At 71.9% G+C, this 21,628-nt stretch carries 17 protein-coding genes; 15 read left to right on the forward strand and 2 right to left on the reverse strand.

Annotated features, from left to right (window positions below; translation table 11 throughout):
• Nucleotides 1-40: 40 nt before the first annotated feature.
• The 12 genes from ACPXCB_RS15670 to ACPXCB_RS15725 all read left to right on the forward strand — a co-directional run bounded on the left by ACPXCB_RS15670 (nt 41) and on the right by ACPXCB_RS15725 (nt 15,812).
• A complete protein-coding gene (locus ACPXCB_RS15670; protein WP_425876040.1) occupies nt 41-1,366 on the forward strand; it encodes an NADH-quinone oxidoreductase subunit D in 1,326 nt (441 codons plus the stop codon).
• The gene (gene nuoE, locus ACPXCB_RS15675; protein WP_425876042.1) at nt 1,363-2,520 is read left to right on the forward strand and encodes an NADH-quinone oxidoreductase subunit NuoE; all 1,158 of its coding nucleotides are present in this window, start codon (nt 1,363-1,365) and stop codon (nt 2,518-2,520) included. Before ACPXCB_RS15670 ends, nuoE begins: the two co-directional genes overlap by 4 nt.
• Nucleotides 2,517-3,833, forward strand: coding sequence for an NADH-quinone oxidoreductase subunit NuoF (gene nuoF / locus ACPXCB_RS15680; RefSeq protein WP_425876044.1), 1,317 nt, complete (start codon nt 2,517-2,519; stop codon nt 3,831-3,833). Before nuoE ends, nuoF begins: the two co-directional genes overlap by 4 nt.
• Nucleotides 3,834-3,891: 58 nt before the next feature.
• Nucleotides 3,892-6,402 carry an NADH-quinone oxidoreductase subunit G gene (locus ACPXCB_RS15685; protein WP_425876046.1) on the forward strand — a complete coding sequence of 837 codons (2,511 nt, stop codon included), beginning with the start codon at nt 3,892-3,894 and terminating at the stop codon, nt 6,400-6,402.
• Nucleotides 6,399-7,754, forward strand: a complete 1,356-nt coding sequence (gene nuoH / locus ACPXCB_RS15690; protein ID WP_425876048.1) for an NADH-quinone oxidoreductase subunit NuoH — start codon at nt 6,399-6,401, stop codon at nt 7,752-7,754. Before ACPXCB_RS15685 ends, nuoH begins: the two co-directional genes overlap by 4 nt.
• 1 nt (nt 7,755) lies before the next feature.
• Nucleotides 7,756-8,397: an NADH-quinone oxidoreductase subunit NuoI gene (gene nuoI / locus ACPXCB_RS15695; RefSeq protein ID WP_132232108.1), complete on the forward strand. Its 642-nt coding sequence runs from the start codon at nt 7,756-7,758 to the stop codon at nt 8,395-8,397.
• Complete coding sequence (locus ACPXCB_RS15700) at nt 8,394-9,164, forward strand: NADH-quinone oxidoreductase subunit J (RefSeq protein WP_425876051.1); 771 nt, start codon at nt 8,394-8,396, stop codon at nt 9,162-9,164. The genes nuoI and ACPXCB_RS15700 overlap by 4 nt, the downstream gene beginning before the upstream one ends.
• Entirely contained in the window at nt 9,161-9,460 is a 300-nt protein-coding gene (gene nuoK / locus ACPXCB_RS15705) for an NADH-quinone oxidoreductase subunit NuoK (RefSeq protein ID WP_132232104.1), read from the forward strand. Before ACPXCB_RS15700 ends, nuoK begins: the two co-directional genes overlap by 4 nt.
• Nucleotides 9,461-9,471: 11 nt before the next feature.
• Nucleotides 9,472-11,430, forward strand: coding sequence for an NADH-quinone oxidoreductase subunit L (gene nuoL, locus ACPXCB_RS15710; protein WP_425876052.1), 1,959 nt, complete (start codon nt 9,472-9,474; stop codon nt 11,428-11,430).
• A gap of 64 nt (nt 11,431-11,494) precedes the next feature.
• Nucleotides 11,495-13,030, forward strand: a complete 1,536-nt coding sequence (locus ACPXCB_RS15715) for an NADH-quinone oxidoreductase subunit M (protein WP_425876054.1) — start codon at nt 11,495-11,497, stop codon at nt 13,028-13,030.
• Between the two features lie 52 nt (nt 13,031-13,082).
• Nucleotides 13,083-14,636 (forward strand): NADH-quinone oxidoreductase subunit NuoN, encoded by a 1,554-nt coding sequence (gene nuoN / locus ACPXCB_RS15720; protein WP_425876056.1) that lies wholly within the window; start codon nt 13,083-13,085, stop codon nt 14,634-14,636.
• A gap of 90 nt (nt 14,637-14,726) precedes the next feature.
• The gene (locus ACPXCB_RS15725; protein WP_132232098.1) at nt 14,727-15,812 is read left to right on the forward strand and encodes a polyprenyl synthetase family protein; all 1,086 of its coding nucleotides are present in this window, start codon (nt 14,727-14,729) and stop codon (nt 15,810-15,812) included.
• A gap of 11 nt (nt 15,813-15,823) precedes the next feature.
• Here ACPXCB_RS15725 and ACPXCB_RS15730 read toward each other — a convergent pair whose 3' ends face one another.
• Nucleotides 15,824-17,005, reverse strand: a complete 1,182-nt coding sequence (locus tag ACPXCB_RS15730; protein ID WP_425876058.1) for an MFS transporter — start codon at nt 17,003-17,005, stop codon at nt 15,824-15,826.
• Nucleotides 17,006-17,159: 154 nt separating this feature from the next.
• On the opposite strand from ACPXCB_RS15730, the gene ACPXCB_RS15735 reads away from it, so the two are divergent.
• Entirely contained in the window at nt 17,160-17,942 is a 783-nt protein-coding gene (locus ACPXCB_RS15735) for an IclR family transcriptional regulator (RefSeq protein ID WP_151454895.1), read from the forward strand.
• A 139-nt stretch (nt 17,943-18,081) separates the two neighbouring features.
• On the opposite strand, the gene ACPXCB_RS15740 is transcribed toward ACPXCB_RS15735, so the two are convergent.
• Nucleotides 18,082-20,193, reverse strand: coding sequence for a PhoX family protein (locus tag ACPXCB_RS15740; protein ID WP_425876060.1), 2,112 nt, complete (start codon nt 20,191-20,193; stop codon nt 18,082-18,084).
• Nucleotides 20,194-20,443: 250 nt separating this feature from the next.
• On the opposite strand from ACPXCB_RS15740, the gene ACPXCB_RS15745 reads away from it, so the two are divergent.
• Both ACPXCB_RS15745 and ACPXCB_RS15750 read left to right on the forward strand, forming a co-directional pair.
• Nucleotides 20,444-20,938, forward strand: a complete 495-nt coding sequence (locus ACPXCB_RS15745; protein WP_255474788.1) for a sigma-70 family RNA polymerase sigma factor — start codon at nt 20,444-20,446, stop codon at nt 20,936-20,938.
• Nucleotides 20,935-21,627: an anti-sigma factor family protein gene (locus ACPXCB_RS15750; RefSeq protein WP_425876062.1), complete on the forward strand. Its 693-nt coding sequence runs from the start codon at nt 20,935-20,937 to the stop codon at nt 21,625-21,627. The genes ACPXCB_RS15745 and ACPXCB_RS15750 overlap by 4 nt, the downstream gene beginning before the upstream one ends.
• Nucleotide 21,628 lies beyond the last annotated feature (1 nt).

The raw sequence follows: 21,628 nt of genomic DNA on the forward strand, positions 1-21,628 counted from the left end.
AGCTTGCGAGCCCCGCAGTCGTGAACGGAGGGCCGGCACTGTGACCACGTCGAACTACGCCACCGAGCGCGACACCACCGAGGGGAAGGTCTTCACCGTCACCGGTGGCGACTGGGACAGCATCGTCTCGGGGACCGACCCGATCAACGACGAGCGGATCGTCGTCAACATGGGTCCGCAGCACCCGTCGACGCACGGCGTGCTCCGGCTGATCCTGGAGCTGGAGGGCGAGACGGTCCGCGAGGCCCGCTCGGTCGTCGGCTACCTGCACACCGGCATCGAGAAGAACCTCGAATACCGCAACTGGGTCCAGGGCAGCACCTTCGTGACCCGGATGGACTACCTCGCCCCGATCTTCAACGAGACCGGGTACGCGCTGGCGGTGGAGAAGCTGCTCGGGATCTCCGACCAGATCACCGAGCGGGCGAACACCATCCGGGTCCTGATGATGGAGCTGAACCGGATCTCCTCGCACCTGGTCTGGGTGGCCACCACCGCCATGGAGCTGGGCGCCATCAACATGATGCTCTACGGCTTCCGCGAGCGTGAGTACATCCTGGAGATCTTCGAGATCATCACCGGCCTGCGGATGAACCACGCGTACGTCCGGCCGGGCGGCGTGGCCCAGGACGTGCCGGACGAGGCGATCGTCAAGATCCGCGAGTTCCTCAAGCTGCTGCCGAAGCGGCTCAAGGAGTACGAGGACCTCCTCTCCGGGCAGCCCATCTGGCTGGAGCGGACGAAGAACGTCGCGGTGCTCGACGTGACGGGCTGCCTCGCGCTCGGCGTGACCGGCCCGGTGCTGCGTTCGGCCGGCCTCGCCTGGGACCTGCGCAAGACCATGCCGTACTGCGGCTACGAGACGTACGAGTTCGACGTGCCGACGCACACCGACGGCGACGTGTGGGGCCGCTACCTGGTCCGCCTCGCCGAGATCCGGGAGTCGCTCAAGCTCGTCGAGCAGGCGTTGGACCGGCTCAAGCCGGGCCCGGTGATGGTGGCCGACAAGAAGATCGCCTGGCCGGCGCAGCTCGCCATCGGCGTCGACGGCATGGGCAACTCGCTGGAGCACGTCGCGAAGATCATGGGTCAGTCGATGGAGTCGCTGATCCACCACTTCAAGCTCGTCACCGAGGGCTTCCGGGTGCCGCCGGGCCAGGTCTACGTCGGCATCGAGTCGCCCCGCGGCGAGCTGGGCGTGCACGCCGTCTCCGACGGTGGCACCCGGCCCTACCGGGTGCACTACCGGGAGCCGAGCTTCGTCAACCTCCAGGCGCTCCCGGCGATGGCCGAGGGCGGCCTGATCGCCGACGTGATCGCCGGTGGCGCCTCGCTGGACCCCGTGATGGGTGGTTGTGACCGATGAGTGTTTTCACTGACGAGACCAGGGAGCGGGCGCGGGAGATCATCGCCCGCTATCCGGCCGACCGGTCCCGGTCGGCGCTGCTGCCGCTGCTGCACCTGGTGCAGTCCGAGGAGGGCTACGTCTCCCCGGCCGGCGTGGCGTTCTGCGCCGAGGTGCTGGGCCTGAACAAGGCCCAGGTGGGGGCGGTCGCCACCTTCTACACCATGTACAAGCGCCGGCCGACCGGCGACTACCTGGTGAGCGTCTGCACCAACACGATGTGCAACGTGCTCGGCGGCCAGGAGGTCTACGACACCCTCACGGAGCACCTCGGCGTGGGGCACGACGAGACCACCGCCGACGGGAAGATCACCCTGGAGCACGCCGAGTGCCTGGCGGCGTGCGACTACGGCCCGGTGATGACCGTCAACTACGACTTCTTCGACGGGGTGGACCCGCAGAGCGCGCGTGGCGTCGTCGACGAGCTGCGCGCCGGTGGCCGGCCGATGCCGACCCGGGGCGCCCGGCTCTGCACCCTCAAGGAGATGGCGGTGCAGCTCGCCGGCTTCGCCGACGAGCGGGAGGGCGCGGTCGCCGACGGCGGGCCGGGAGAGCCCACCCTGCGGGGGCTGCGGCTGGCACAGGAGCACGGCATTTCGGTGCCGGGCTTCGACCCGAACACCCCGATCCGCAGCAAGGCCGAGGCCGACAAGGCCGCCGCCGAGGCGAAGGCCAGGAGCGAGGCCGCGAAGCCGGCTCCCGAGCCGGCCAAGGCCGCGTCGGCCCCGAGCGGCAACGGCACCCGACCCGCCACGGGCAACGCGGGCACCGGCGAGCCCGCCCCCGCCGCCGAGGCGGCCGGCAGCACCACCCGTGACGTCAGGGCGCCGGACGCCAAGTCGCCCGAGGTGCGTACCGCCGAGACCCGGCAGCCCGACGCGGCGACCGCCGTGCCGGACGCCCCGGGCACCAAGGTACCGGTGGACGGTGCCCCGCCGGCTCCCCGCGACGCGCAGGAGGCGGAGGCCGCCGGGGCGGCGGCCAACGCGCCGGCCGGCGACGGCAAGCCCGCCGGCGACGAGGCCGGTGCGCAGCAGCGCAACCTCAAGGAAGCCGAGGCGGGCGCCGGTGGCGCGGGCTCCGCCGTCGCGAGCGAGACGGGGGTCCAGAAGTGACCACTCCCCGGCCGGAGACCCTGGCCAAGCTGACGCCGGTACTCACCAAGCGCTGGCTGTCGCCGGACGCCTGGCGGATCGGCACCTACGAGAAGCACGACGGCTACGCGGCCCTGCGCAAGGCGCTCAAGGCGCACCCGGACGACCTGATCCAGCTGATCAAGGACTCCGGCCTGCGCGGTCGCGGCGGCGCCGGCTTCCCGACCGGTCTCAAGTGGGGGTTCATCCCGCAGGGCGACGGCAAGCCGCACTACCTCGTCGTCAACGCCGACGAGGGGGAGCCGGGCACCTGCAAGGACCTCCCGCTGATGACGCACGACCCGCACGCCCTCGTCGAGGGCGTGATCATCGCGTCGTACGCGATCCGGGCCAGCCGCGCCTACATCTACATCCGGGGCGAGGCGGTGCACGCCGCGCGCCGGCTGCGCAACGCCGTGCGGGAGGCGACCGCCAAGGGCTACCTCGGCCGGAACATCCTCGGCTCCGGGTACGACCTGGAGCTGGTGGTGCACTCGGGCGCCGGGGCGTACATCTGCGGCGAGGAGACCGCGCTGCTGGACTCGCTGGAGGGCTTCCGGGGCCAGCCCCGGCTGCGCCCGCCGTTCCCGGCCACCCACGGCCTGTACGCGAGCCCGACGGTGGTCAACAACGTCGGCACCATCGCCAGCGTCCCCTACATCGTGCTGGGCGGCGCCGACTGGTGGAAGACCATGGGCACGGAGAAGTCGTCCGGCCCGATGATCTACTCGCTCTCCGGCCGGATCGCCAACCCCGGCCAGTTCGAGTGCGGCATGGGCGTCACCCTGCGGGAGCTGATCGAGCTGGCCGGCGGCATGCAGCCCGGTCACAACCTGAGGTTCTGGACGCCGGGTGGCTCGTCGACGCCGCTGCTCACCGCCGAGCACCTGGACGTGCCGCTGGACTTCGAGGGGGTGGCGGCGGCCGGCTCGATCCTCGGCACCACGGCCACCCAGATCTTCTCCGACCAGGACTGCCCGGTCTACGCGACCTACCGGTGGCTGGAGTTCTACCACCACGAGTCGTGTGGCAAGTGCACCCCGTGCCGCGAGGGCAACTACTGGATGGTCCGGGTCTACCGGCGGATCCTCGCCGGTCAGGGCACCCACGAGGACCTGGACACCCTGCTGGACACCTGCGACAACATCCTCGGCCGCTCGTTCTGCGGCCTGGGCGACGGCGCGACCAGCTCGGTGACCTCGTCGCTGAAGTACTTCAAGCAGGACTACCTCGACTACATCGAGGGACGTACCGCGCCGAAGCTGTCGGACAAGCAGCTCGTGGGAGCCCACTGATGGGAGCGCGAGGAGTGAGCGGAGCGAGCCCCGCAGTCGCGAGCGAAAGGCAAGCACTGTGACCGACGTAGCGAAGCAGACCGAGACCGTCACGCTCACCATCGACGGCGTCGAGGTCACCGCCCCGAAGGGGGCGCTCCTGATCCGGGTCGCCGAGCAGTTGGGCACCGAGATCCCCCGGTTCTGCGACCACCCGCTGCTGGCCCCGGCCGGCGCGTGCCGGCAGTGCCTGGTCGAGGTGGAGGGGCAGCGCAAGCCCGTCGCCTCCTGCACCCAGGCCGTCGCCGACGGCATGGTCGTACGCACCCAGCTCACCTCCCCGGTCGCCAAGAAGGCGCAGGAGGGGGTCATGGAGCTGCTGCTGCTGAACCACCCGCTCGACTGCCCGATGTGCGACAAGGGCGGCGAGTGCCCGCTGCAGAACCAGGCGATGTCCACCGGACGCTCCGACTCGCGGTTCCACGAGCACAAGCGGGAGTACCCGAAGCCGCTGCCGATCAGCACGCAGGTGCTGCTCGACCGCGAGCGCTGCGTGCTCTGCCAGCGCTGCACCCGGTTCTCCGAGGAGATCGCCGGCGACAAGTTCATCGACCTGATGGGCCGGTCGTCCGCCGAGGAGATCAACATCTACCGGGACGAGGACTACGGCGTGGATACGGGCGCGGGCTGCCCCGGCGCCGCCGACGAATCCGGCGACGTGCCCTTCAACTCGTACTTCTCCGGGAACACGGTGCAGATCTGCCCGGTCGGCGCGCTGACCGGCACCCAGTACCGGTTCCGGGCCCGGCCGTTCGACCTGGTCTCCTCCCCGAGCGTCTGCGAGCACTGCTCGGCCGGGTGCGCCCAGCGCACCGACTGGCGGCGGGGCAAGGTGCTGCGCCGGCTGGCCGGCGACGACCCGGCGGTGAACGAGGAGTGGAACTGCGACAAGGGGCGGTGGGGCTTCCAGTACACCCGCGCCTTCGACCGGCTCACCACCCCGCTGGTCCGCGACCCGCAGACCGGCGAGCTGCGTGAGGCGGCGTGGAGCGAGGCGCTGGCCGTCGCCGCCGAGGGGCTGCGCGCGGCGCGGGACGGCGGGCGGGGCACGGCGGTGCTCACCGGCGGTCGGCTGACCGTCGAGGACGCCTACGCGTACGCGAAGTTCGCCCGGGTCGCGCTCAACACCAACGACGTCGACTTCCGGGCCCGGCCGGTCTCCCGCGAGGAGACCGACTTCCTGGCCAGCTCGGTCGCCGGGGTCACCGACGTCACGTACGCCGACGTGGAGAAGGCGCCGGCCGTGGTGCTGGTCGGGCTGGAGCCGGAGGAGGAGTGCCCGATCCTCTTCCTGCGGCTGCGCAAGGCGTACCTGAAGAAGAAGCTGACGGTCTACGCGATCGCGCCGTTCGCCACCCGCGGCCTGGAGAAGCTCGGGGCCAAGCTGGCCCGGGTGGTGCCGGGCGAGGAGGCGACCGTGCTCGCCGAGCACGCGACGGTGGCCGACGCGCTCAGCACCGAGGGCGCGATCCTGATCGTCGGCGAGCGGCTGGCCAGCGTGCCGGGCGGCCTCTCCGCGGCGGCCGACGTGGCCCGGCGTACCGGCGCGAAGCTGGCCTGGGTGCCGCGGCGCGCGGGTGACCGCGGCGCGGTCGACGCGGGCTGCCTGCCCAACCTGCTTCCCGGCGGTCGCCTGGTCAACGAGCCGGCCGCCCGGGCCGAGCTGGGTGAGGCGTGGGACATCCCCGCCGGTGTGATCCCGAGCCAGGCCGGCCGGGACACCGACGCGATCCTCGCCGCCGCCGCCGGCGGTCAGCTCGGCGCGCTGGTGGTGGCCGGGGTCGACCCGGCCGACCTGGCCGACCCGCGGCTGGCCGAGAAGGCCCTGGACGAGGTGCCGTTCCTGGTCAGCCTGGAGCTGCGGATGAGCGCGGTGGCCCGGCGGGCCGACGTGGTCTTCCCCGTCGCCCCGGTGGTCGAGAAGGCCGGTAGCTTCCTGGACTGGGAAGGCCGGCTGCGCACCTTCGAGGCGGTGCTGCGCACCGCCGCGATGACCGACGGCCGCGTGCTGGACGCGCTCGCCGCGCAGCTCGACGTGCAGCTCGGTACCGGTGACGTGCTCAGCATCCGCCGCGAGCTGGGCGCGCTGCCGCGGACCCGGACCGACCGTCCCGCCGCCCCGTCGGTGGAGCCGGCCGCGGTGCGGGAGCCGGGTGCCGGTGAGGCGGTGCTCGCCACCTGGCACCAGCTGGTCGACCTGGGCAGCCTCACCGACGGCGACGAGCACCTCGCCGGCACCGCCCGCCCGCCGGTGGTCCGGCTGGGCAAGGGCACCGCGGAGGCGCTCGGCGTCGCCGACGGCGACCCGGTGACGGTGGGCACCGACCGGGGGGCGCTGACCCTGCCGGCGGCGATCACCGAGATGCCGGACGGCGTCGTCTGGCTGCCGACCAACTCGCCCGGCTCGACCGTGCGACGCAGCCTCGGCGCGACGTCCGGAGCGCTCGTGCGGATCTCCGCCGCCGCGGTCGCCACCGACGCGGCGGACCGCCCGGGCCCGCTCCTCAACGCAGGGGGTGTACAGCAGTGAACGCGGTCTACCTGGCCCAGGATCCGACGCTGGCCGACTTCGGCCGGGATCCCTGGTGGCTGGTCCTCGGCAAGATCGTCTTCGCGTTCGTCGTCGCCGTGCTGGCCACGCTGCTCGGCGTCTGGTTCGAGCGCCGGGTCGTGGGCCGCATGGCCGTGCGACCGGGTCCCAACCAGGCCGGCCCGTTCGGTCTGCTGCAGACCCTCGCCGACGGCCTGAAGCTCGCCTTCAAGGAGGACCTCCTCCCGCGGACCGCCGACAAGGTCGTCTTCTTCTTCGCCCCGGTGATCTCGGTGGTCTGCGCGATCACCGCGCTGTCGGTGATCCCGTTCGGGCCGATGGTCAGCATCTTCGGGCACCGGACGCCGCTACAGGTCACCGACGTGCCGGTGGCGGTGCTGGTGGTGCTGGCCCTCTCCTCGCTGGCCGTGTACGGCATCGTGCTCGGCGGCTGGGCCAGCGGCTCCACGTACCCGCTGCTCGGCGGCCTGCGCTCCGCCGCCCAGCTGGTCTCGTACGAGGTCACGATGGGCCTGAGCGTCGTCGCGGTCTTCATGACCGCTGGCACCATGTCGACCAGCGGGATCGTCGCCGCCCAGGGCGACGGCACCCGGCTGAGCATCGGGGGCTTCGAGGTGCCGGCCCCCGGCTGGTACGCGCTCCTGCTGCTCCCCAGCTTCATCATGTTCTTCATCGCCATCGTCGGTGAGACGAACCGGGCGCCGTTCGACCTGCCCGAGGCGGAGTCGGAGCTGGTGGCGGGCTTCCAGACGGAGTACAGCTCGCTCAAGTTCGCGCTCTTCATGCTCAGCGAGTACGTCGCGATGGTGACCATGTCGGCCTTCACCGTGACGCTCTTCCTCGGCGGCTGGCACGCGCCGTGGCCGATCACCAGCATCTGGGCGGGCGCCAACTCCGGCTGGTGGCCGATGCTGTGGTTCTTCGGCAAGGTCGTCATGCTGGTGTTCGTCTTCGTCTGGCTGCGGGGCACCCTGCCCCGGCTGCGCTACGACCAGTTCATGCGCTTCGGCTGGAAGGTCCTGCTCCCGATCAACCTGGTCTGGATCCTGGTCCTGGCCGGCCTGCGCTCGATCGAGGACTGGGACTCGCGCAGCAAGCTGATCGCCGTCGGCATCCCCGCCGGCATCCTGCTGCTCGCCACGCTGCTCTGGCCGAGCCGGAAGCAGCAGCCGAAGCCGACGGTCCAGGAGCAGGTCAACGACCGGCCGCACGGCAGCTTCCCGCTGCCCCCGATGGACCTGCAGGTACCACCGAGCCCGCGCACGAGGCGCGTGGTCGCCGAGCGGGAGCCGGCCAACATCGTTGCCGGCCCGGACTCCAGGGAGGTGTGACGTGGGCGCGATCACCGGAACGTTCAAGGGATTCGGTGTCACCTTCTCGCACATGTTCAAGAAGGTCGTCACCACCGACTACCCGTTCAAGCCGCCGGTGTCGGCGCCGCGCTACCACGGGCGGCACATCCTCAACCGGCACCCGGACGGGCTGGAGAAGTGCATCGGCTGCGAGCTGTGCGCCTGGGCCTGCCCGGCGGACGCGATCTACGTCGAGGGCGGCGACAACACCGACGAGCAGCGCTTCTCGCCGGGTGAGCGGTACGCCAGCATCTACCAGATCAACTACGCCCGCTGCATCTTCTGCGGGCTCTGCATCGAGGCCTGCCCGACCCGCTCGCTCACCATGAGCAACGAGTACGAGCTGGCCCGGGACAACCGGCAGGATCTGATCTTCACGAAGGAGCAGCTGCTCGCGCCGCTGCTGCCGGGCATGGAGCAGCCGCCGCACCCGATGCGACTCGGCGACAGCGAGAAGGACTACTACGTCGGCGCGCTGACCAACCCGGGCACCTCGGCCGGCGCGGAGCACTCGGCCAACAACCCGGGCCGGTACCAGGTGGAGGAGCACCCCGGTGTGACCTTCCCGGGCGCCGAGCAGCACGCCCAGCGGGCGGCAGCCGCCAAGGGAGACGGAGCATGATCACGCAGACGGTGCTCGCCGCGGCGGGCGAGGTCTCCAGCGGGGAGCAGGTGACCTTCTACATCCTGGCTCCGCTGGCGCTGATCGGCGCGATCGGGATGGTCGCGGCGCGCAACGCCGTGCACTCGGCCCTCTGGCTGGTGCTGACGATGCTCTGCCTGGGCGTGTTCTACGTCCTCCAGGCGGGGCCGTTCATCGGCATGGTGCAGATCATCGTCTACACCGGCGCGATCATGATGCTCTTCCTGTTCGTGCTGATGCTGGTGGGTCGCGACGCCTCGGACTCGTTGATCGAGACGCTGCGCGGCCAACGGGTCGCGGCGGTGGTGCTCGGGCTCGGCTTCGCCGGCCTGGCCGGTGGCGGGCTGTGGCGCGCGCTGGAGGGCACCACGGCGGTCGGCCTGGAGCAGGCCAACGCCGAGGGCAACGTGCAGGGCATCGCCCGGCTGCTCTTCACCAAGTACGTCTTCGCGTTCGAGCTCACCTCGGCGCTGCTCATCACGGCCGCCATCGGCGCGATGGTCCTGGCCCACATCGAGCGGCGCAAGGAGGACAGGCTGGACCAGCCGAAGACGATGCGGGCGCGCTTCGCCCCGGGCAACTACCCGGGCCCGAAGCCCGGCCCGGGCGTCTACGCGACCTCCTCCTCCGTGGCCACCCCGGCCCGCCTGCCGGACGGCCGGCTGACCGAGCGGAGCACCCCGGAGATCCTGCCGGTGCGCGAGCTGGACGACCGGGAGACGACCCTGAAGGGGACGGAAAAGTGACGCCCGACTACTACCTGGTGCTGGCCGCGGTGCTCTTCACCATCGGCGCGGTCGGTGTGCTCATCCGGCGCAACGCGATCGTGCTCTTCATGTGCATCGAGCTGATGCTCAACGCGGCCAACCTGACGCTGGTCACCTTCAGCCGGATCAACGGTGACCTCAACGGCCAGATCATGGCGTTCTTCGTGATGGTGGTGGCGGCGGCCGAGGTCGTGGTCGGGCTCGCGATCATCATGGCGATCTTCCGGACCCGACGCTCCGCGAGTGTCGACGACGCCAACCTGCTGAAGTACTGAGGGGTCCTGCGGTGGGAACGATTCTGACGAACGCCCCGGCTGAGCCGGTGGGCACCGTCGCCTACGCGACGGCGGACGGGCTGCTGGGCAGCGTCTGGCTGCTGGTGGCGATTCCGCTGCTCAGCGCGGCGGTCCTGCTGCTGCTCGGCCGGCGGGCGGACCGCTGGGGGCACTGGCTCGGGGTGGCCGCCATCGGCGCCGCGTTCGTGCTGGGCCTGACCTACTTCCTCCAGCTGCGTGGCCTGGAGAACAAGTCGGTCGAGCTGAGCCTGTGGGACTTCATCACGGTCGGCGACCTGCGGGTGGACTTCGGTCTGCTCTTCGACCCGCTGGCCGCCGTCTTCGTACTGCTGATCACCGGGGTGGGCTTCCTGATCCACCTCTACGCGGTCGAGTACATGGCGCACGACGCGGGACGTCGGCGGTTCTTCGCCTACTTCAACCTGTTCGTCGCCGCCATGCTGCTGCTGGTGCTCGGCAACAACTACGTGATGCTCTACTTCGGCTGGGAGGGCGTCGGTCTGGCGTCGTACCTGCTGATCTCCTTCTGGTACGAGCGGCCCAGCGCCGCCACCGCCGGCAAGAAGGCGTTCCTGATGAACCGGGTCGGCGACGCCGGCCTGGCGATCGGCATCTTCATCATGTTCGCCAGCCTCGGCACCACCCAGTACGACGAGGTCTTCAACGGGGTCGGCTCGCTGACCGCGACCACGGTGCTGGTGCTCGGCCTGCTGCTGCTGCTCGGCGCGACCGGCAAGTCCGGCCAGTTCCCGCTCCAGGCGTGGCTGCCGGACGCGATGGAGGGCCCGACCCCCGTGTCGGCGCTCATCCACGCCGCGACCATGGTCACCGCCGGCGTCTACCTGATCGCCCGCTCGAACCCGATCTTCTCGGCCAACTCCACCCTCCAGCTGGTGGTGGTGAGCGTCGGCGCGCTGACGCTGCTGATCGGCTGCATCATCGGCGCGGCCAAGGACGACATCAAGCGGGTGCTGGCCTGGTCGACGGTCAGCCAGATCGGCTACATGTTCCTCGGCGTCGGCCTCGGCGGTGGCGCCTACGCGCTGGCGATCGTGCACCTGCTGGCGCACGGCTTCTTCAAGGCCAACATGTTCCTCGGCGCCGGTTCGGTCATGCACGGCATGAACGACCAGGTCGACATCCGCCGGTTCGGCGGGCTGTCGAAGTACATGAAGGTCACCTGGATCACCTTCATGACGGGCTGGCTCGCGATCATCGGCATCCCGCCGCTGTCCGGCTTCTTCTCCAAGGAGCCGATCATCGTGGCGGCGTTCGAGCGGGAGGACTGGACCGCCTGGCTCTTCGGCGGCGCGGCCCTGCTCGGTGCCGGGCTCACCGCGTTCTACATGACCCGGCTCTTCGTGCTCACCTTCCACGGGCCGAAGCGCTGGACCGAGGACATCGGACACCCGCACGAGTCGCCGAAGCTGATGACCATCCCGCTGATCCTGCTGGCGGTCGGCTCGGTGGGGGCGGGTTGGCTGCTCTCCACCTCGGTGCCGGACTGGCTCACCGCCACGGCCGGACTCGGTGCGGCAGAGGGGGAGCACCACCCGGTGCTCTCGCACACCGTGATCACGATCCTGTCGATCCTGGTCACCGTGCTCGGTGCCGGGCTGGCCTGGTTCCTGTTCCGCAGCGGCACGGCCACCGCGCCGCAGCCGGCCGGGGTGCTGGTCACCGCCGCCCGCCGCAACCTCTACACCGACGCGGTCAACGAGGCGATCTTCGAGAAGCCCGGCATCTTCCTCACCCGGGCACTGGTCTACCTCGACAACCGGGGCATCGACGGGCTGGTCAACGGCCTCGCGGCGGGGATCGGTGGCGGCTCGGGTCGACTCCGGCGGCTCCAGACGGGCTTCGTCCGGTCGTACGCAACCTCGATCCTGACCGGCGCGCTGCTGGTCCTGGCGGCGTTCCTGGCCGTCGAGGCGGGGTGGCTGGCGTGATCGACCTCTTCCAGGCGGCCGTCTCCGGCGGACCGCGCAGTGACGACGGAGGTAAGGCCGCATAATGTCCGACTTCCCGTTCCTCTCGGTGCTCACCGTGGCACCGCTGGTCGGCGCCCTGGTGGTGGCCTTCCTGCCGCGCAGCCGGCCGGAGCTGGCCAAGCAGGTGGCGCTCGGCTGGTCGCTGCTGGTGCTGGTGCTGTCGGTGGTCATGTGGGTGACCTTCGAGGTTGGTGGCGACCGCTTCCAGTTCCGTGAGTCCTACACCTGGATTCCGAACTGGGGCGTGAGCTTCACCTTCGCCACCGACGGCATCGCGCTGGTGATGCTGATGCTGATCGCGGTGCTCGTACCGCTGGTGATCCTGGCGTCCTGGCACGACGCCGAGTCGTCCAAGCGGTCGGTGCCGGTCTACTTCGCCCTGCTGCTCGTCCTCGAGTGCACGATGATCGGCGTCTTCGCCGCCGCCGACGTCTTCCTGTTCTACGTGTTCTTCGAGGTCATGCTGGTGCCGATGTACTTCCTCATCGGCAGCTACGGCGGCCACCAGCGGCAGTACGCGGCGGTGAAGTTCTTCCTCTACTCGCTGGTCGGCGGTCTGTTCATGCTCGCCGCGGTGATCGGCCTCTGGGTCGTCGGCGGGAAGACCTTCGACTGGCAGGCGCTGTCCCAGGTGGACATCTCCACCGGCACGGAGCGCTGGCTGTTCCTCGGCTTCTTCCTCGCGTTCGCGATCAAGGCGCCGTTCTTCCCGTTCCACACCTGGCTGCCGGACGCCGGTGGCGCGGCCCCGGCGGGTGCGGCGGCGCTGCTCGTCGGCGTGCTCGACAAGGTCGGCACCTTCGGCATCCTGCGCTACTGCCTGCCGCTGTTCCCGGACGCGGCCAAGTGGTTCGCCCCGTGGGCGCTGGCGCTCGGCGTGATCGGCATCATCTACGCCGCGCTGCTGGCGGTCGGCCAGAACGACCTGAAGCGGCTGGTGTCGTACACCTCGATCGCGCACTTCGGCTTCATCGGGGTGGGCATCTTCGCCTTCACCACCCAGGCCGGCACCGGCGCGGTGCTCTACATGCTCAACCACGGGCTCGCCACCGGCCTGCTCTTCCTGGTGGTGGGCATGCTCATCGCCCGGCGGGGCTCGGCGCTGATCAGCGACTTCGGCGGCGCCGGCAAGCTGGTGCCGATCCTGGCCGGGGTGCTCTTCTTCGCCGGTCTGGCCTCGCTCGCGCTGCCCGGCACCGCGCCGTTCGTCTCCGAGTTCCTGGTGCTGATCGGCACGTTCACGGTGAACAAGCCGGTCGCGGTGATCGCGACGCTCGGCATCATCCTGGCCGCCGCGTACGTGCTGTGGATGGTGCAGCGCACCACCCAGGGCACGCTCAACCCGGCGCTCACCCAGATCGACGGCATGAAGCGTGACCTGAACCTGCGCGAGAAGTTCGTGGTCGCGCCGCTGATCGCGCTGATCGTGCTGCTCGGCTTCTACCCGAAGCCGGTCACCGATGTGATCAACCCGGCCGTGCAGGCGACCATGCAGGACGTCGGCCGGACCGACCCCGCCCCGACCTCGGGCGGCACCGTCCAGGAGGCGGCAAAGTGAGCGCGAGGAGCGAGCTTGCGAGCCCCGCAGTCGCGAACGAAAGGTTTGCGCAGTGACTGAGCTGAAACTGCCGTCGATCGACTACGCGGCGCTCGCTCCGACCCTGATCATGCTGGGTGCCGCTCTGCTGGGCGTGCTGGTCGAGGCGTTCGTGCCCCGCCGGCTCCGGCACGTGGTCCAGCTGTCGATGGCCCTGCTGGCGGTGCTCGCCGCGCTGACCATGGTGGTGCTGGCGGCCGACGAGCGGAAGATCACGATCGGCGGGGCGATCGCGGTGGACGGGCCGACGCTCTTCCTCCAGGGCGCGATCCTGGTCCTCGCCGCGATGGCGCTGCTGCTCATCGGCGAGCGTTCGGTGGAGCGGGGCGGGGCGTTCGTCGCCCAGGCCGCCGTCACCGCCGAGTCGGCCGACGACCGGCGGCAGGCCGAGGGCAAGAACGGCCTCACCGAGGTCTACCCGCTGACCACGTTTGCGATCGGCGGCATGCTGATCTTCGTGGCGGCGAACGACCTGCTGACCATGTTCATCGCGCTCGAGGTCTTCTCGCTGCCGCTCTACCTGCTCTGCGCGCTGGCCCGCCGCCGGCGGCTGCTGAGCCAGGAGGCCGCGCTGAAGTACTTCATGCTCGGCGCGTACGCCTCGGCCTTCTTCCTGTTCGGCGTGGCCCTGATCTACGGCTTCACGGCGGGCATCCCGGGTCGGCAGGCGGGTGTCGACTTCGCCACCATCGACGCCGCGGTCGCGAACTCCCCGGCCAGCCCGGTGCTGCTCTTCGCCGGCATGGCGCTGCTCGCCATCGGACTGCTCTTCAAGGCGGCGGCGGCCCCCTTCCACGTCTGGACCCCGGACGTCTACCAGGGCGCGCCGACCCCTGTCACCGGTCTCATGGCCGCCTGCACGAAGGTCGCCGCGTTCGGCGCCCTGCTGCGGGTGTTCCACGTCGCGTTCGACGGGGCCCGGTGGGACTTCACCCCGGTCCTCGGCGTCGTGGCGGTGCTGACCATGCTGGTCGGCGCGGTGCTGGCCGTCACGCAGACCGACATCAAGCGGCTGCTGGCGTACTCCTCCATCGCCAACGCCGGTTACCTGCTGGTCGGCGTGCTGGCGCCGGGCGCCGACGGGATCTCGGGGACGATGTTCTACCTGGTCGCGTACGGCTTCTCGGTGCTCGCCGCGTTCGCCGTGGTGACCCTGGTGCGCGACGCCGACGGGGAGGCCACCCACCTGTCCCGCTGGGCCGGGCTGGGACGGCGCTCGCCGTTCTACGCCGGGATCTTCACCTTCATCCTGCTGGCCTTCGCCGGAATCCCGCTGACCAGCGGCTTCACGAGCAAGTTCGCGGTCTTCGGCCCGGCGCTCGAGGGCGGGCAGGCGTGGCTGGTGATCGCCGGCGTGCTGACCAGCATGGTGCTGGCCTTCCCGTACCTGCGGGTCGTGGTGATGATGTGGCTCTCCGAGCCCGGCGAGTCGACGCCGACCGTCGCCGTGCCCGGCGGGCTGACCTCGGCCGCGCTGATGATCGGCGTGCTCGCCACGCTGGTGCTCGGTGTGGCGCCCGCGCCACTGCTCGACCTGGCAACCGGCGCCGCCGAATTTGTCAGATGACCGACGCTCACGCCCGCGGGGGCCGGTACGCCACGGCGTGCCGGCCCCCGCGCCGTATCCCCCGTCCGGGGCAGGTCGCAGGGGTGTGGCATGGTTGATGGCGTGGTGAATCCGGCTGGCGAGCGTTCAGGTGCCTCCGGGTCCGGCGGCCGTCGGACCAGGGTGAGCACGAGTCAGTTCGGCGCGCTCGGCCTCTATCTCGCCGATCCCCGCGTCGAGGCGTCCGTGCTGGGCCTGTTGGAGGGCGTCGAGTCCGAGCTGCGGGCGAGCGTGGCCAGCGCGGACCCGTTCGTGACGGAGGCCGCCCGGCACCTCGTGGAGGCCGGCGGCAAGCGGTTCCGCCCGCTGCTGGTGGCGCTGGGCGCCCAGTTCGGCGATCCCACGGGGCCGCAGGTCGTACCGGCCGCCGTGGTGATGGAGCTCACCCACCTGGCGACGCTCTACCACGACGACGTGATGGACGAGGCCGCCGTGCGTCGGGGGGCGCCGAGCGCCAACTCCCGGTGGACCAACTCGGTCGCCATCCTCGTCGGCGACTACCTCTTCGCCCGCGCCGCCGACATCGCCGCCGACCTGGGCATCGAGGCCGTACGCCTCCAGGCGCGCACCTTCGCGCGGCTGGTGCACGGCCAGATCGCCGAGACCGTCGGCCCCCGCCCCGGCGACGACCCGGTGGCCCACTACCTCGACGTGATCGCGGGCAAGACCGGCTCGCTGATCGCCACGTCGGCCCGTTTCGGCGGCATGTTCGGCGGTGCCGCCCCCGAGCACACCGAGGCGCTGGCCGGCTACGGCGAGACCATCGGCGTGGCCTTCCAGCTCTCCGACGACCTGCTCGACATCGCCTCGGAGTCGGTGGAGTCGGGCAAGACACCCGGCACCGACCTGCGCGAGGGCGTGCCGACCCTGCCGGTGCTCTACGCGCTCGGCTCGGACGACGCCGACGCCGCCTCGGTGCGGCTGCGGGAGATCCTGGCGACCGGGCCGCTGACCGACGACGACCTGCACGCCGAGGCGCTCGGCCTGCTGCGCGAGAGCCCGGCGCTCAAGCGGGCCCGGGAGACGGTCCGCAGCTACGCCGAGGACGCCCGGGAGCAGCTCTCGCCGCTCCCGCAGGGCCCGGCCCGCCGCGCCCTCGAATCGCTCTGCGACTACATCGCCGACCGCACCAGCTGACGCCCAACCCGCTAGCGGCGGGCGAGCAGGCGGCTGCCGGCGAGCATCAGGGCGGCGGCCAGCAGCATCGACCCGGCGGCCACGAGCCACATCGTCGGGTAGCCGGCGTGCGCGGCCACGGCACCGAGGCCGAGCGGGCCGAGGCAGCCGCCCGCGTACACCCCGGTCTGGGTGACCGAGGTGGCGGCGGCCGGGGCCTGCGGGTGCAGCCGGACCACCGCGAAGGTCATCAGGCCCGGCCACGCCCAGCCCAGGCCGAAGCCGAGCAGCACGCCGGCCACCAGCGGCACCGACCCGGCCGTCGCGAGCAGGCCGAGCCCGGCCGCGCCGACCACGAGCATGCCGGCGATGAGGGCGACGTGCCCGGTGGCGCGGCGGTCCGCGAGCCAGCCGACGACGACCCGGGCCGCCACGCAGACCGCGCTGCCCAGCGTCAGGGTCAGCCCGGCCAGCCCGGGTGACAGCCCCCGGTCGGCGGAGGAGTCGACGACGAAGGTGCCGAGCGCGTTCGCGGCGGCCGCGGCGAAGGTCCCGGCGGCCCCGACCACCACCAGGGCCGCGGTGGCGCGGCCGCCGCGGGTGGGTGCGGCCGTCCGGGCGGGGCGCGGCTCCCGCGCGGGTACGGCCGGTAGCGCCGCCAGGGCCGCCACGGCGGCCGCGACGAACGCCCAGCGCCAGCCTGCCGTCAGCGCCACGGTCGGCACCGCCGCCCCGGCCAGCAGGGTGGCGACGGGGATGGCGGCCTGCTTCACCCCGAACGACAACCCCTGCCTGCGGGTCGGCACGTGCCGGGCGAGCGTGGCGTTGCTGGCGAGCTGACCGAGGGCGTTGGCGGTGCCGGCGAGCGCGAGCAGCCCGAGCAGGACCGGGTACGACCGGGCCAGCCCCGCCACGGCCAGCAGGCAGGCGGCGGAGAGCAGGATGCCGGCCCGGGCCACCACGGTCGGCCCGTGCCGCTCGGCGAGGACGCCGGAGGGCACCGAGGCCAGCGCGCCCACGCCGAAGTAGACCGACACGGCCAGGCCCAGCCCGGCCGGCGAGAAGCCGAGGTCCTCGCCCATCTGCACGGCGAGCCCGCCGAGCAGGAAGACCGGCAGGACGCAGGCGATGGTGACGGCGACGGCCCCGGTCACGGCCCGCACGGGCCGGGGCGGGGCGACGCCCGGGGCGGGCTGGAGCGCGATGTCGGTCATGGTCCGGCAAACCTACGCGAGCGGGGTTTTCGTCACGGAACGTGCCTGTCGAGCAACGCGACGTTCATGACGATCTGGCATCCTCCACCCGAACGGGCATTTCGAACCGGGCCTGTTTTTCATATGGTGTAAGTCCCCGGCGGCGGAGGTGGTTGTGCGCGACCCCTTGGCGGAACCTTCGGATCTCATCCGGAGCGTGTCCCGCGCGCTACGAGTGCTCGAGTCGGTCGGTCGCGCCCCGAAGGGGCTCACCGTCAAACAGATCGCCCGGCGCTGCGAGCTGACCGTGGCGACGACCTACCACCTGGTCCGCACCCTGGCCTACGAGGGCTACGTGATCCGCCGCGAGGACGGCACGTACATCGTGGGCCTGGAGGTGGCCGACCGCTACCGCGAGCTGGTGACGGCGTTCCGGGGGCCGCCCGCGGTCGGGGAGAGCCTGCGCCGGGCCGCCATGGACACCGGCTACAGCCACTACCTCGGCCGGTTCGTGGGCGGCCAGGTGGCGGTCACGGCCGTGGCCGAGGGCCCGCGCTCGCCGTACCTGGAGGACCTGGTGCCCGGGTTCGACGAGGGAGCGCACGCGACCGCCCTCGGCAAGGCGTTGCTCGCCACGATGACCGCCGAGCAGCGCTTCCGCTACCTGCGCGACTACGGCATGCGTCCCTTCACCACCGCCACCCTGACCACCTCCGAGGCGTTCGAGGTCGACCTGGCCGCCGGGGACCGGCGGGGCATGCAGCTGGAGCTGGGGCAGTTCCGGCAGGGCGTCGCCTGCGCCGCGGTGCTGGTCAGCCCCGACAAGGACATGGAGCGCCGGGTCGTGCTGGCCTGCGCGCTGCCGGCCGGCGAGATGATGACCTCCGCCCGCGTGGTCCGGGCGAAGCTGCTGACCGTCGCCCGGACGATCGCCGACGGCCTGGCCGCCGACAGCTGACCCGGCCCGCCCGGGCACGCCTGCGTGTCCCGCCTGCCGCCCGGGGCGCCGGCCGCGTCGGGCCGCGACGACCGTGGCCCTCTCCCCGGCTGGGAGAGGGCCACGGTGGCGGTCCGGCGGCGGACCGCCCGACGGGTGGTCAGCTGCCGATCGGCCCGCCGTCCAGGCGCCAGGCGACCACCACGCCCGGCTTGGCGTAGTCGCCGTCCGGCCAGTTCGAGGCCGGCTTCTCGACCGAGGCGCCACTGAGTTCGCCCGGGTGCTGCACCGCCACGAAGACCGAACGGTTGTCCCCGGTGATGAACGGGCCGCAGGCCTCCGCGCCCACCGGCACGGTGAGGAACTGCTTCAGGTGGCCCCGCTCCGGCCCCTCGACGGCCGTGGCGAAGAGCCCGTCGTTGCTGCCCAGCGCGTTGCCGTCCGTGGAGATCCAGAGGTTCCCGGTGGCGTCGAACGCCACGTTGTCCGGGCAGGAGATCGGGGAGACCCTCGTCTTGTCGTACCCGGCGAAGAAGGTCGACGGGTCCGCCGGGTCACCGGCGACGATCGGCAGCGACCAGGCGAAGGTCTCGCCCGCGTTGTCACCACGGTCCTCGACCAGCTCCAGCACCTGACCGTGCTTGTTCGAGTTGCGCGGGTTCGCCTCGTCGGCGGCCGGCTTGCCGACCCTGCCCCGGTCGGTGTTGTTGGTCAACGCCACGTACACCTTGCCGGTGAGCAGGCTCGGCTCGACGTCCTCCGGGCGGTCCATCTTGGTCGCGCCGACCTTGTCGCCGGCCAGCCGGGTGAAGGTGAGCACGTCGGCGGCCGTCATCCCGTCGACGTACGAGCGGTTGCCGCTGACCAGCCTGATCCACCGGCCCCGGCCGTCGAACGCCCCGTCGGCCGGGAGCCGGCCGGAACCGTCGATCTCGCCGGCGCTGGTCCCGTCGAGCCTGGCGACGTAGAGGGTGCCCGACTCCAGCAGGGTCAGGTTGTGCCGGCGGGCCACCCGGGAGTCGCCCTTCATGAACTTCTTGTCGGAGACGAACTTGTACAGGTAGTCGAACCGCTCGTCGTCGCCCATGTACGCGACCACGTGCCCGTTCCTGGCGACGATGACGTTCGCGCCCTCGTGCTTGAACCGGCCCAGCGCGGTGTGCTTGCGCGGGCGGCTCTCCGGGTCGTACGGGTCGATCTCCACGATCCAGCCGTGCCGGTTGGCCTCGTTTGGGTGCTTCGCCAGGTCGAACCGCTCGTCGGCGCGCTCCCACTTGCGGCTGCCGCTCGGGTGGCGCGTCGTGGTGGTGATGCCGTACCGGGCCAGCTTCGGCCTGACCTCCTCGGCCACCGCGTCGCCGCCGACGAAGTACTGGTTGAAGTTCTCCTCGCCGGAGAGCACGGTGCCCCACGGGGTCACCCCGCCGGCGCAGTTGTTCAGCGTGCCGACGACCGTACGGCCCTTCGGGTCGGCGGCCGTCCGCAGGTGGACCGAGCCGGCGGCCGGTCCGGTCAGCTCGAACTTCGTGGCCAGCGCCGTGACCCGCCGGTTGTACGGCCGCCGGCCCCTGGTGACCGGCCGCCACTGCCCGGTGTCGTCGACCCGCTCCAGCTCCACCACCGACATGCCGTGCGCCGCCATCGCGATCCGCAGCTGCTCGACGCTCAGCGCGTCCTGGCTCGTGAAGCCGGGGAACATCAGGTCCTCGTTGGTGTACTCGTGGTTGACCACGAGCAGCGCGCGGCGGCGCCCGTCCAGCGGCAGTACCCCGACGAAGTCGTTGTTGTAGCCGAACTGCCGGGCCTGGGCGGCGGCGCTCTGGGCGCGCACGTCGAACTCGGGGGCGCCCGGCACCACCGGATCGCCCCAGCGCAGGACGACCGCGTGGTCGTACCCGTTGGGCACGACGAGGCTGTCGAGGGTGTTCGGCGGGACGGGCTTGAAGGTCAGCGCGCCGCTGCCGACGCCGCCGGCGGGACGGTCGAAGCCGGCGGCACCGGGGACCACGGCGGTGGCGGGGGCCGCCGCGGCGGGGGCGGCGCCGGCCACCGCGCCGCCGAAGCCGAGGACCAGCGCGCCGACCGCGCCGGCCCGGACCACGCCGCGCCGGGACACCTCCGCGTTCACCACGTCCCCGAAGTACGCGTTGTCGGACGTGTTGGGCACGGGGTGGTCGCACGCGTTGCCGCACCGGTAGAGACAGGTCATGGCGTCGCGGCTGCCGTGGCGGGTGGCGCCCAGCAACGGGAGTAGCCGGGGACGGTCGCTCATGGAAGGAGCCTCCTGACGGGGTCGGTGCACGCCGGACCAACCGTTGGCGTGCGTACCCGCCGGACGCTAGGAGGGCGCGGTGAGCGACCGTCGGCGGCGGTGTGAACCGGGCGTGAACACCTCGGCCGGGGGTGCCACGGTGACCTGCGGCTGAACCGATCGGGGCGGCGGCACGTATTCCCGTGCGAACGCCACCGCCGGACTCGCGTCGACAGCGAGGAGACCCGCCATCAGCGACCACGACGCCCAACTGCTCCGCGCGCTGCACGACGAGCACGCGGAGGCGCTGTACGCGCACGCCCTGCGGCTGGTCAACGGCGACCGGCAGCGGGCCGAGGATCTGGTGCAGGAGACGCTGCTGCGGGCCTGGCGGCACCCGGAGGCGCTCGATCCGACGCGCGGCTCGATCCGGTCCTGGCTCTTCACGACCGCCCGCAACCTGGCCATCGACGCCTGGCGGCGCCGCTCCGCCCGGGTCGGCGAGGTCTACACCGACGAGCTGCCCGAGCCTCCCGAGGCCGTGGACGAGGCGGAACGGGCGGTGGAGGCGTGGACGGTCGCCGAGGCGCTGAACCGGCTCAGCCCCACCCACCGGGAGGTGCTGGTCGAGTGCTTCTACCAGGGGCGGTCGGTGGCGGAGGCGGCCTCCCGGCTGGGCGTGCCGCCCGGCACGGTCAAGTCCCGGACCCACTACGCCCTGCGCTCACTACGGTTGGTTTTGGCCGAGATGGGGGTGACGGAATGACCCGGTGCGAGTTCGCGCACGACGACGGCGCGTACGTGCTGGGTGCGCTGGCTCCCGCCGACCGGGTGGCCTACGAGCGGCACCTCGCCGGCTGCGCCGCCTGCCGACAGGCGGTCGCCGAGATCGCCGTCCTGCCCGGTCTGCTCGGCCGGCTCGACCCGGCCGGGCTGGAGCAGTTCCTGCCGCCACCGGAGAACCCCCGGGTGCCCGAACTGCTCGCCGCCGCGCGGGAGCGCCGCCGCCGCGAGCGGTCGGCCACCCACCGCCGGTACGCCCTCACCACGCTCGCGGCCGCCGTGGCGGCCCTCGTCGTCGGCGTCGGCACCGCCGCCCTGCTGCCCCGGGAGGCGGTCGGCCCGACCCCGGTCGAGGTGCGGATGGTCGCCATGCAGCCGGTCGCCGGCGCGGTGCCGGTGCACGCCGAGATCGCCCTCAACGGCACCGACTGGGGCACCGAGGTGCGGATGCGCTGCGGGTACGACGCGAAGGCCGGCTACGCCAAGGCGTACACCTTCCGGCTGGTGGCGCACGGCCCGGACGGCGCGACGGAGCAGATCGGTTCCTGGCTCGCCGCTCCCGGCGACGACCTGCGGATCACCGGCGCGACCCGGTTCACCGACGCGGAGCTGGTCCGGCTGGAGCTGCTGCGCGCCGACGGCACCCCCGTCCTCGTCTACGACGTCCGCTGAC

The organism is Micromonospora sp. DT62 (assembly GCF_049847285.1).
Taxonomy (GTDB): Bacteria; Actinomycetota; Actinomycetes; order Mycobacteriales; family Micromonosporaceae; genus Micromonospora; species Micromonospora reichwaldensis.

Coding starts and splice junctions, on each gene's coding strand:
- ACPXCB_RS15730 (WP_425876058.1), bottom strand. CDS start 17,005: ATGACCGACATCGCGCTCCAGCCCGCCCCGGGCGTCGCCCCGCCCCGG.
- ACPXCB_RS15740 (WP_425876060.1), bottom strand. CDS start 20,193: ATGAGCGACCGTCCCCGGCTACTCCCGTTGCTGGGCGCCACCCGCCAC.
- ACPXCB_RS15750 (WP_425876062.1), top strand. CDS start 20,935: ATGACCCGGTGCGAGTTCGCGCACGACGACGGCGCGTACGTGCTGGGT.
- ACPXCB_RS15700 (WP_425876051.1), top strand. CDS start 8,394: ATGATCACGCAGACGGTGCTCGCCGCGGCGGGCGAGGTCTCCAGCGGG.
- ACPXCB_RS15715 (WP_425876054.1), top strand. CDS start 11,495: ATGTCCGACTTCCCGTTCCTCTCGGTGCTCACCGTGGCACCGCTGGTC.
- nuoE (WP_425876042.1), top strand. CDS start 1,363: ATGAGTGTTTTCACTGACGAGACCAGGGAGCGGGCGCGGGAGATCATC.
- ACPXCB_RS15725 (WP_132232098.1), top strand. CDS start 14,727: ATGGTTGATGGCGTGGTGAATCCGGCTGGCGAGCGTTCAGGTGCCTCC.